This is a genomic window from Deltaproteobacteria bacterium, from assembly GCA_020845895.1.
Taxonomy (GTDB): Bacteria; Lernaellota; Lernaellaia; order JACKCT01; family JACKCT01; genus JADLEX01.
Map to the genome: position 1 here is coordinate 1 of JADLEX010000160.1, position 11027 is coordinate 11027.

The following is an 11027-nucleotide window of genomic DNA, read 5'->3' on the forward strand; positions in this document are numbered from 1 at the left end:
CGCACCTCGACGCATCCGCTGAACTCGGGCTTCATGCTCTTCAACGTGCCCGCGGATGGCCCGTACGACTTCACCGCGACCGTGGACGAGGAGGAGGAGACCTCGACGAACGCCCCGCAGGTCTTCGCGTCGTCGGTGACGATGACGTACCTGGTCTACGGCGGCGAGTACGAAACGAACCCGACGCCGACGGGCTGCGAGTGAGCCATTCCTGAACCACACCGCCCCGGGAGCGCACGCTCGCGGGGCGGCAGGGCCTTCTTGTATTCGCTTCAGTTCACGACCACTTCGATCCGTACCAAATCCTGGGCCGCGAGATCGAGAGGGATGCGGTAAAACCCCTGCGGTCCCGGCGAAACGACGACGGTGGCGGCAGGCTCGGCGCCGGGGCGCGTCGCGCGCACGCCGATCGGATTCGCGAGGCCGTATCGTTCGCCTTTGAACACGAGCGAGGTCGCGATCGATTGGTCGCTCGCGTTTGCGACGAAGAATGCGATGCGCTTGGGATCGCCCGGCGCGGCGAACGCGGACACGATGACGGGCTGCGATGGCCAATCCCCGCGGTGTTCGTGCGTCGGCCCGTTGATGGACGAGTAGAAATCGTACGAGAACGACACGGGTGCGGGAATGGGATCGAGTCCCGGCGGCGGCAGCATGCGGCCCGCCGTCAGCCACGGATTGCCGAGCGCGAGACGTAGCTCGATGCACCGACGCAGGTACTCGACCTTGTCGGGATCGGCCTCTTTCAGATTGTCTTTCGTCCACCCGCGCAGCCCCGCGCGATCGATCCACCCCGTTTTGAACGAACAGGGATACCCGCCCGGGCAAGACACGGCCTCGGGGCGAATCGTCGCGAACAATTCGGGGTGTTCGTTGTAGTAGATCAGCTCAAGCAGACCGCCGTTGATGTAGTTATACGCCGCGACCCAATACCAAGCGTCGCCGATGGTGTCGGAGATCTGGACTTTGCCGCCCACGCGCACCGGACCGAAGGCGTGCGTGACGTATTCCATGAGCGGAATCTGACGCGCCCAGCCTTCCATCAACAGGCGGTTGAGTTTGACGAACCGCGGTGCGTCGGCGGGCGATTTGCCGTCGGAACTTCGGTAAGGTCCGTCACCCGGCGCGCCGAGATGGTAGTAGTCGATGAAGTCCACGAACGGCTCGGTCACGTTTTCGATGCCGAATCCGAAGTCGGGGTCCGTCTGCGCGGCGCGTTCGAAGATTCGTCGTTCGGACTGCGTGATGAATCGCCCCCACCCCATCTGCGGATGATCGTGCGAGTAGCCTCCGAGCCGGTCGAAGCAATACTGACCCAGGAGCGTGACCGGGATGTCGTAATACAGCCCATCCATCACGCGATCGGCCGCGAGATCCCCCTCGTGCTCGAGCAGGTTCCGGCGCCATTCGATGAAGTCGCGCGTTTTCGAAGCGGCCGGGCAAATCGAGTGCACATCTCCGTCAACGTCCTTGATGTCGAAGGAGAGCGGTTCGATCTTCCCCGAAAATCCGACGATGGCTTTTTCGATCCAGGGCGCTCCGAGATCCTTGCTTTCGAGGAGATTGCCGTGCCATCCCGTCCACCCCGGCGTGCCCGTATGGAGGAAATTGTCGAACACGAAGGGATAGACCAGATCGCCGCGCTCGCGGACCTGGCGCATGGCGTGCGTGAAGCCGGGACGAAACGGAACCCAATATTTGTCGATCCAACCGGCCTGGTAGAAGGCGTAGTCGTATCCGCCGAAGTCCGCCCCGTTGGGGCCGAAATCCCACCCCATGGTGAAGAGCACGCCGTCCCCGGGAACGAATCCGGTGAACAGTTCATGGAAGACGCGCATCCATTCGGATTGATCGACCTTGGACGAGAGGCCGAAGACACCGACGCCCATCTTTTCGAAGACGCTACGGCGCGGCTCGGGGCGCTTTTTGACGACGTTCTGAGCCCAGACCTGCGTCTCGGCCCACCGGCGGTAGATCTCGCCCGCGGCCGCCCAGTCGCCGTACTCCATCGTTTCCAGACGAACGGGGCGATCCTGCGTGAACTCGCCCGGTTCGTTTCCGCGCGGCCCGTCCACCGCCCAGTTCATCGACGTGACCGCCAGCGTGGGAACGCCGTTCGGAGCGGCGGGGCGCGTATGCATGAACCGGAAAAACCGCTCCGTCCACAGGTCGTCTCGCGCATAAAGGGCGAATCCGCCGCCCGCCGCCTGCGAATAGTACGCCACCAGCGGCAGCATGGCCTCGTGACCGGAGGGGTACTGAAGATCTCCCAGAAAGAAATCCTCGGCCTGGTGCATCCGACGCAGTGCCGCGAGCGGGTTGCGAATCTCGACACCGCTCTCGATCGGTGCGGCGAATCGGTCGCCCCCCCCCCCGGCGGAAAGCATCGCCAGCCCGGCGAACTGCGGCCATGTGGCCGAAAAGATCATCGCTCCGGGCACACTCGCGCTGAACCGGAACTCGGCCCAGCCCTCGGCCGCGGGCATGTCGATCGTCGCCGTGAACGTCCAGCCCCGCTCCTCTTTCCAGGCGATTGTGACCGACGTGCCCCCGGGATACCGGGCTTTCTCCTGCCTCTTGATCTCGGGATTCGCATGGAGCGAAAGTCCCTTTCGGGGGCCGTAATCGACGGGCTTGTAGCCGCCGTCGCCGTCGGATTCGAGTAACTGGATGGAAAACGGCGTGAGCCCGAGGAGATTGGTCGAGGTATCGAGCAGCGAAATCGACTTCCTGATGTCGCGAACCGACACGATATGGCCGGATGAAGGTTCGATCGAGATCTCGATGGCGCCGTTGGCGAAGGTGACGGCGTCCGACGGGACGATGCGGCTGCCGGGATTGAGGGAGGGATTCCCGATGCGGCGCTGCGCCTGCTTCCAAAGCCCGCCAGGGGTCGCCGCGTTTCTTTCGCTTTCGTCATGGCAGTTCATGCAACAAACGGAAACAACCAGCAGGAGAATCGGAAGCAACCAAAGCTGTTTTTTCGGGTGAGATAACTTCATGCCGATTCCGTGATGGAAGCGCCCATGTTAGGCGAACTCTCGTCACGTCACAACAACGCATCTGAACCGGAATCGGCCGTATCGGTGTGAAAGTGAAGGGAATTTCCAAAAATTCAGCGCATCAGGAACCGGGCCGACGCGTTTTTCGGGATCAGACGACGGTTTTCGAACGCGAACTCGGCGGCGCCGGAGGTCGGTTGCGCTCCGGGAAGACCGCGGTAGTGCACGGACACATCCGTTCGCTCGCCGGACTCGCAGATCAGGATCTCGTGCGAGCGCGTCGCGGTCATGCCGGTCTTGTCGAGCACGGACACATCGGTGCGTGAACGCAGAGCCAACAGTTCCGAAAGCGCCTCGCGTTCCGACGCCGTGTGGCCGCACAGGTCCACTCCTCGCCCAATGCCGCCGGGGACCGGCGGATCGACCATGTGGCGCATCGACGTCGCCCCGCCGATGACCGTTATCAGGGCGATGGCGACGCCGATCCGAATAACCCATGGAATCGTGCGGGACATGTCGGCCTCAGTGATACCGGCGCATCAGGCTCACGACGATGCCCTGAACGCCGACGCGGTGCGACTCGTACACCTGCGACTCGAACGCGGGGTTCGCGGGGACGAGCGTGATGAATCCGTTGTGTTTCTGAATCTTTTTGACGGTGGTCTCGGCCTCGTCCACGAGCGCGACGACCACCTGGCCGTTCTCGGCGCTCGCCTGACGTCGAATGATGAGAATGTCGCCGTCGTGGATTCCCTCGTCGATCATCGAATCGCCCTCGACGCGCAGCGCGAAATGCTCCCCGTGACGCAGGAAATTCTCCGGCAGGGCGACCGTGTCGAGGTCGTCGCGGGTCTCGACCGCGGGAATCGGCAGACCGGCGGCGATGTTTCCGAGAATCGGCACCTCGACGACCGCCGCGAGGTCCATGTGCGCGGGCCGGATCGACCGACTGCGGTTCCAGTCCTTGGCCAGCACGTCCATTTTTTCGAGCGCCGTGATGTGCTGGTGCACCGTGGCCACGCTCGACAGCCCGAAGTGCGCCGCGATCTCGCGCATGCTGGGGGCATAACCCTTCGTCGCCAGATGCTCACGGATGTAATCGAGAATCTGCTTCTGCCGTTTCGTGAAACGCATGTGGGACCTCCTCCAACGGTTCAAGTCGATCACGTCTTGCCGTACCGCCGTGGCGGGAAACCCGACCTCGGCTGTTCGGCGCGAATTTTTCTGATCCCACATCCCACCCCCCGCTCACGGACGCCGGTCGGCGCCGGGGGAAGGCGCAAACCGAGGGGAGACGTCCGTTCGGGTATGTTCGTTTTCTGTTCGCGATAGTAAACCGAACAGAAATCGAATGTCAATCCGAAAAAGGGGATTCCCGGGAGGAGTATGACCCTATCTGTCGTACTGGATCGACGGACGCGGCATCCGCGTCACGGCAGGAAGACGAAAACTCCGAACTTGAATCCGAATTCCCGGGCGTTTTCATCCACGCTCTCGGTCTCGACGCTCGAGACCTCGTTGCCGTTCGAATCGGCGGAAATCGTGGAGGTCTCGTCGTCGCCGCCGAGCGTATACCCGCGATAAAACAGCGCCGGGGCGAGGCCCACCTGCCCGCCGGCGAGCTGGATATTGGCGCCGGCCTCGAGTTCGTACGCGGGGAATCCCGAGTAGCTGTCCGAGGTGGCGAGGCCGACCTCGGGCTCGGTCTCCACCGTTCGCGCATTGTATCCGATGGTCAAACCGCCGTAGGGATCTACGATGGCGTCGAGCGGAAAGAACCAGAGCGTCTGCAATCCGATCATCACGTCCGTGGACGTCTCGATCGTGTCGTTGTCGTCGAGGCTGCGATCGTAGTCGTATTCGACCGCGACGCCGATCTCCCACGTCCGCACGGGGAAATAGCCGATTTTCGTGCCGAGGCCGAAGCGTGTGTGGTCGGTATCCGTGTTGCCGGAATTCTCGCGATCGACGGCGACGTTGTTGAAACTGAAGTTGGCGCGCGTGGAGCCTGAGAGGAACCACGTGCCCGATTCGTAAACGCGGTCCGGGTCGGCACCCAGAGCCGTCGCCGGAATCGTCAGCGCCAGGATCGCCAGGACCGCACCGAGCCGTTGAAACATCGTCATATCAATTCTCCTTCTCGGAAATTCCAGAAGAATCGGGCTAAAAAGTCAATCGGCCCGGAGCGTGCGCCCCGGGCCGATCGGATCGATGCGCGTTCGATTTACCAGAAGAAGTTGAAGCCGACCATGAAGCCGATGTCCATGTTCGACATGCTGGAGTCGGTGTCCGCCGTGGTCGACTTGCCGGTCGCCGGCTCGGTCTCGACCGACGTCGCGCCCGACATGCTGGCGTAGGAGATGTAGAGCGACGGATCGATCGCGAAGTTCTTCGTCACGAAGAACGCGATACCGGCGCGCGGCATGATGATGAAGCCGGAGCCGTCGGTCGTGGTGGTCGTGGTGTCGACATCGTTGCCGGCCGGGGTCTCATCGACCATTTCGGTGTTGGCCATGCCGTACTGCAGCGCGATGCCCACGTAGGGGGCCGAGAAGCCGCGGCCGCTGAAGTAGTAGTTCACCTGAACGCCGAGGCCGAACAGATAGCCGCTGCTCGTGTCTTCGGACTCGGTGCCGCCATCGGGCTCGGTCGTCGTCGTGTCGCTGTTGTACATGAGCGACAGAACGGGTCCGATCTCGAAGCCGTCGGACACGAAATAGCCACCCTGAATCGTGTTGATCGAACCCGGGAAGTAGGTCCCGTAGGGGTTCGACAGGCCGATTCCCGTCTGGAAGCCGGCGAACAGCGTGCCCTTGTCGATGTTCTTGTCTTCCTTGCCGGCGAACGCACTCGTCGCCATCAGCAAAACCAGTCCGGTCACCATCAGGATGCGCAGAGCTTTGGTCATGGTCCTTCTCCTCTGGATGTGGAACAGCGATAAACCACCACCTCTTCGAGCCCGAGCGGTCTGGATTTCGGCGTTGGTTGACCTCGACAATATCCCGTCGCGACGAAATGTCAAGCATTTTTTTAAGGAATGCACCCGAACGTCTTGAAAAAGCTCATTTTACACCTTCGCCCCGTCACGGCCCACGCGGCGGTTTCCGGCGACTTGACGTTCGATTTGCGAGACCTTTGTCTCGCCCCACGGACGGAATGTAATCACCCAAATCCCGTTGGCAATACGGTCCTGCGCTTTTTCTCTCTTGACGGCGATCCGAAGGTCCCTTTGTGGGGTTCGCCCGTGTTTCGCGATCGCGCGCTTGCGTTTTCGCCGAACCGATCCCATCGTCATCGCGAGGGCTGCTTCCTTGGGGGTTTCCGGGAACGTTTCCGCGCGTCGCGGCGTTTTATGGAGACGAAAGCCGCCTTCCGCGGCGAGAAGGATCATCGCGAAATGAAGGATACTTTGGCAGGTGACGGGAACCTAGGAAAGAAACCGTTCGTGACAATTTCTTTGATGATCGCGCTGGTGATCGCGGCGATTGCCCTCGCGATCTTTGCCCGACCGGCCAAACCCGCCGGGGCGACCGAGGTCGTTACCCCGAGCGCAAAGCTGACCGAACTGAAATCGAAGTTGTTGGGGAGCGTTTCCATGAGCGACAAGGTGACCAAGAATGCGGATGAGTGGAAGAAAGACCTGACGCCCGAACAGTTCCACGTGCTTCGCGAAAAAGGCACGGAGCGCGCCTTCACCGGCAAATATCACGACAACCACGCCGAGGGCGTATACGTGTGCGCCGGGTGCAGGAATCCCCTCTTTTCGTCGGAAACGAAGTTTGATTCCGGAACCGGCTGGCCGAGCTTCGGGCAGCCCATCGAGCCGGGCCGCGTGGAAAACCACAAGGATCGGTCGTTTCTCATGGTTCGCGCGGAGGTTGTGTGCGCGCGTTGCGGCGGACATCTCGGCCACGTCTTCGACGACGGCCCCAAGCCCACGGGCCAGCGCTATTGCATGAACTCCGCGGCGCTCGAGTTCATCCGCGCGGACAAGTGACAAGCCCGGCCTGAGCTAACACCCACACCCGCCGGCGTCGTCATCGTCGTCGCCGGATGCGTCGTCATCGTCGTCGCCGACATCGTCGTCATCCGCGACGTCATCGTCACCGGACGCATCGTCGTCAGCCATGTCGTCGTCGCCGACATCGTCGTCACCCACATCGTCATCGGCGTCATCATCGCTGTCGTCGTCCGCGTCGTCGTCGTCCTCGATCAGATCGGGCGGCGATACAAACGTGTAGCCGTCGTTCTGCACCTGCTCCACCAGATCCATCAGGTCATCGAAGTCGATTCCCGGATAGGCGCAGAACGACATGACCGCGTCACGCACGATCGAGAGCCGATCGATCTCGGCCAGCACGTCCGCGCTCTCCTGCCCGTCCACGCCCGGAATCACGCACCCCAGCGTCGACGGCAGAATCCCGAGCCGCGAGCTTCCGACCGGCGAGCGGTACGGCATGAGCTGGCTGCGTGCGTCGGGGTATTCGGCGGCGAAGGTCGGCGCGGCGTCCGGCGGCAGCGGGAACACGAAGGGCTGGTCGAGGTAGTTGTCGAAGTAATCCGCGAACACGATGTAGTCGCCGTGCGACGCCATGTGCCACGGCGTCTCCCAGTATTCGGGGAACAGATCCTGATCCTCGAACTCACCCAGCCCCAACTCGATGCGGTCGCGCACCCAGTTCTCGGAGTCGTACGGCAACGGGATGCCGTAGCCGTTTTGCACGAACTCCGAATCGCCCGTCGTCCAGTCGTCAAACTGGTGCGTCACGCCGTACATGACGAGCGACACGCTGTTATCCACGAGGCCGTGCAACGTCTCGACGAGCGCGGGATCGTCGTCGAGGTGGAACTCGGTGCCCGGATCGAAGAGGAAGCCCTGCGGGTCCATGAAGATCGGGATCACGCACACCGTGGACGGCACGTCGAGATCGACGAGGCCCTCGTAGAGCTCGGTCAGGTATTCCTCGTCGATGGTGCCCGGCGCGAGCGCGTAGAAGCGGAACATGGCTTGCTTCACCGAATCCACGCCGGTCTCGTAAAACTCGTGCAGCACGTCGGCGAGCACGAGCATGCGGTCGTCCTCACCCTCGAAATAAAACGGAATCTCCGCGAAAAAGCACAAATCGCCGCCGCACAGAAAGTGCGGGACGTCCTCGCCCGGATCGCCCGCGTCGGTGATGTACGAAAACACGGTGACGTCGCCGTCGATCTCGACGTCGAAGTACGACCACTCGGTCGTGCGATCGAGCACGCGCTCCTTGTAGAGAATGCCGTCCTCGCCAGCTCCGTCGTTGTATCCGAGCCCGTGGAAGCCGAAGGACCCCGAGCCGTCCATGAACTCGCCGAGCTGTTCGAAATCCTGCCCGATCCACATCGCGCGGTGCGTCCCGTCCGCGAGGTCGGCGAGAAAGTCGGCGGGTACCGCGTTGCTGCCCCACTCGTCGGCGTAGAGCACATGGTCGAAGTCGCCCATTTCGCCCGCGGCATAATCCGCGATGTCGCGCGTCACGACGTCGGCGTCGAAATGCCCCGCGAGGTTGTAGAGCATGTTCGCGTGGATCACGCCCTCGCCGCTCGGGTTGCCGTTGTCGTAGTAGATCACCGACGCCGCGTGCGCGGGCGTAGCGGCGATCAGCGCGAACAACAGGACCATGGCCGGTTTTTTCATCGCGAACTCCAAAAAAGCAGACCCCTACCGGTGCGGATTCAAGCCCGATGTCCCCTTATCGGTCGATTGCCGACATCACCAAAGGCGGTTTTTCCCACGAAAACGCTCTTCCCAGTCGGTTCAATCCACGTATGCTGGCGAGATCCTTGGAGAAATCGCCATGTCCGACGACCGCGACCCGATCGCGATCGACGCCGGTTTCGAAATCGTCGCCGAAAACGACCGCGTTGTTTTTGCCGATCGCCAGACGCTCGCGCCCGCCGTCGCCACGTGGGTCACCGGCGGTATCGGGTTTCTTTTCGTCGCCAACGGCGCGGTACAGGCCGCCATGGCCGCCTCGGGGCGCAGCCTGTGGGCGCTCGCCGGCGGCCTTGGCGCGGGCGGCGTCGTCATGATCTTCGTCGCCACACGCATCTATCGGGTCTATCGCGATCGACGCGACCGACCCATCGATCAAATTCCCGACCGCCTCGTCGCCCACACGGCGGAGCGCACGCTGCGCACTGCCGACGGCCGCGCCCTCGCGCGCTTTGACGAACTGCGCATCGCGAGCGGGATCGACATGATGGACAGCTCGCGCGGGCTGATGCGCATCGTCACCATGAAGTGGCCGAAGGGTTCGCGGCGGATCTTCAAGACGAACGGCAAGGACGAGATCGAACGCGTGGTGAACGAACTCGTCCGGAGGGGGATCGGCGCGAAGTGAGTGCGCGATAGCCCTCACCCTTGCCCCTCTCCAGTCTGACGGGAGAGGGGTGGCGAGCGAAGCGAGACGGGGTGAGGGGTCCGCTACCCCGCCTTCGCGGATACGAGCCGGATGATCCGCCAATACCCAGGCGAAAACGGACTCGCTTCGTAAACGCCACGCTCACGCAGTAATCGGTGCATCGCGCGCAGGCGATAGTGCGGCGCGGTCATCAGCGCGTGGTGCTCCAGGTGATAATTCACGTGGTGCGGCGCGACGGTCAGGCGCGCGACGATGTTCGCCGCCGTGGTGCGCGTGTTGCGATACTGATCGTCGGTCTTTTCGGTGCACGCGTGCTCCGCCATCGAACGAATGCGGATGATCAGGCTGAACGTCGTCATCCACGCGCCGACCCACAGCCCGTAAAGCCACCCGTGTCCAAGCGCGACGAGGATCGCGGCGAGCGCGAGATTGGTTGCGATCACCGGAGCGAGATTGCACGCGCCGACCTTCAGCACGTCAAGTTTCGTGCGTCCCGTCTGATTGATCGGCACGACGCCGACGGCGGCGGTGACGGCGTTCGGTCGCCACGCGGCGAGCGCCATCGCGCCGGCGATCACACCCCACGTCACGGCGACGGACCACGCGCAGCGCAGATCGGACGTGCGCGTCAGATCGCGAATCTCGTCATGGGTCAGAATGTCGGTGATGGCGGTGGTCACGGGGTGCATCCTGCCACGAGCGCGCCGACCGGGACATTGATCGCCGTCATGTGGGCGCGGGATCAATGCGCCGCGCGAAGCCCCTTCACGAACTCTCCCACCGCCTTCGGGTCCTCGTCGCGCATGACGCGCAGCACGCCCTCGCGCATGCCGTGCTTGATGGCGCGGTAGGTGCGCGGGTCGGCCGCACCGAGCTTGGCCGCCATCGCCACCGCGCGCGGCACGAGCGTTTCGGCGGTGCACAGCTCGTCGATGTAGCCCAGCGCCTGCGCCTCGGCCGCGGTGAACTTGTCGCCCGTGAGGAACATGTCGCGGACCGAGGCAGGCGGCAGAATGTCCTTGAGGATCGCGCTCATCCCCGGCCAGAAGGGGATGTTGATCTGCACCTCCGGCAGACGCACGAACCCGCGCTCCATCGTCATGAGTCGATAGTCCGCGCACGCGGGCAGGATGCACCCCGCGCCCACACTGTGGCCGCCGATCGCCGCGATGAGCGGTTTGCCGAAGCCGGTCCACGTGGCAAGGATCTGGTGCAGCAGCTCCAGAAATTCGCGCACGTTCTCGGGGTCTTTCGCGCCCTGCTCCATCATCCACGCGAGATGCAGGCCCGTCGAAAAATACTTCTCGACCGAAGACGCCACGACCACGCCGCAGACCGACGCGTCGCACTCGAGCTCGGCGAGCGTCTCCAGATTCGCGCGCAGGAACGGCGTGGTGAACTGATTCTGCTCGCCGTAGCGCCAAGTGATGACGGCCACGTGGCCGTCTTTCGTCACGTCAAAGAATTCCATGAGACCCGTAGTGTCCCCCGAAGTCGAGACGGGAGCCTGTCCCATTCTCCGTGGAAAGTGGATCGGCGGTTCGGTTGAACATGGTTACGCCACGCCCTCTTTCCGGTCAAGCTCCGCGCCCGCATTGAGGGCGGACTGAAGCATCCACAGGTCCTTGTA

The 11027-nt window shown here is 63.0% G+C and carries 12 protein-coding genes; 3 read left to right on the forward strand and 9 right to left on the reverse strand.

Annotation, left to right across the window (positions count from 1 at the left end):
* The coding region (locus IT350_20650) for a hypothetical protein (protein MCC6160473.1) at positions 1-204 on the forward strand (204 nt) is incomplete at its 5' end.
* A 68-nt stretch (positions 205-272) separates the two neighbouring features.
* Here the strand turns inward: IT350_20650 and IT350_20655 are convergent.
* The 6 genes from IT350_20655 to IT350_20680 all read right to left on the reverse strand — a co-directional run bounded on the left by IT350_20655 (position 273) and on the right by IT350_20680 (position 6393).
* Positions 273-3002, reverse strand: coding sequence for a hypothetical protein (locus IT350_20655; protein ID MCC6160474.1), 2730 nt, complete (start codon positions 3000-3002; stop codon positions 273-275).
* Positions 3003-3115: 113 nt separating this feature from the next.
* A complete protein-coding gene (locus tag IT350_20660) occupies positions 3116-3517 on the reverse strand; it encodes a hypothetical protein (GenBank protein ID MCC6160475.1) in 402 nt (133 codons plus the stop codon).
* Positions 3518-3524: 7 nt separating this feature from the next.
* Positions 3525-4136 carry a transcriptional repressor LexA gene (gene lexA, locus IT350_20665; GenBank protein ID MCC6160476.1) on the reverse strand — a complete coding sequence of 204 codons (612 nt, stop codon included), beginning with the start codon at positions 4134-4136 and terminating at the stop codon, positions 3525-3527.
* 296 nt (positions 4137-4432) lie between these two features.
* Positions 4433-5128, reverse strand: coding sequence for an outer membrane beta-barrel protein (locus tag IT350_20670; GenBank protein ID MCC6160477.1), 696 nt, complete (start codon positions 5126-5128; stop codon positions 4433-4435).
* A gap of 98 nt (positions 5129-5226) precedes the next feature.
* The gene (locus IT350_20675; protein MCC6160478.1) at positions 5227-5910 is read right to left on the reverse strand and encodes an autotransporter domain-containing protein; all 684 of its coding nucleotides are present in this window, start codon (positions 5908-5910) and stop codon (positions 5227-5229) included.
* A 159-nt stretch (positions 5911-6069) separates the two neighbouring features.
* Complete coding sequence (locus tag IT350_20680; protein MCC6160479.1) at positions 6070-6393, reverse strand: hypothetical protein; 324 nt, start codon at positions 6391-6393, stop codon at positions 6070-6072.
* A gap of 204 nt (positions 6394-6597) precedes the next feature.
* Between IT350_20680 and msrB the strand changes: the two genes are divergently transcribed.
* Positions 6598-6999: a peptide-methionine (R)-S-oxide reductase MsrB gene (gene msrB / locus IT350_20685; protein MCC6160480.1), complete on the forward strand. Its 402-nt coding sequence runs from the start codon at positions 6598-6600 to the stop codon at positions 6997-6999.
* A 15-nt stretch (positions 7000-7014) separates the two neighbouring features.
* On the opposite strand, the gene IT350_20690 is transcribed toward msrB, so the two are convergent.
* On the reverse strand, positions 7015-8670 hold the full coding sequence (locus tag IT350_20690) for a DUF2334 domain-containing protein (GenBank protein ID MCC6160481.1): 1656 nt from the start codon (positions 8668-8670) through the stop codon (positions 7015-7017).
* A gap of 160 nt (positions 8671-8830) precedes the next feature.
* Between IT350_20690 and IT350_20695 the strand changes: the two genes are divergently transcribed.
* On the forward strand, positions 8831-9376 hold the full coding sequence (locus IT350_20695) for a hypothetical protein (GenBank protein MCC6160482.1): 546 nt from the start codon (positions 8831-8833) through the stop codon (positions 9374-9376).
* An 83-nt stretch (positions 9377-9459) separates the two neighbouring features.
* Here the strand turns inward: IT350_20695 and IT350_20700 are convergent, their stop codons facing one another.
* Together IT350_20700 and IT350_20705 are read right to left on the reverse strand one after the other, a co-directional pair.
* On the reverse strand, positions 9460-10077 hold the full coding sequence (locus IT350_20700; protein ID MCC6160483.1) for a fatty acid desaturase: 618 nt from the start codon (positions 10075-10077) through the stop codon (positions 9460-9462).
* 62 nt (positions 10078-10139) lie between these two features.
* Positions 10140-10853, reverse strand: a complete 714-nt coding sequence (locus IT350_20705; GenBank protein MCC6160484.1) for an enoyl-CoA hydratase/isomerase family protein — start codon at positions 10851-10853, stop codon at positions 10140-10142.
* Positions 10854-11027 lie beyond the last annotated feature (174 nt).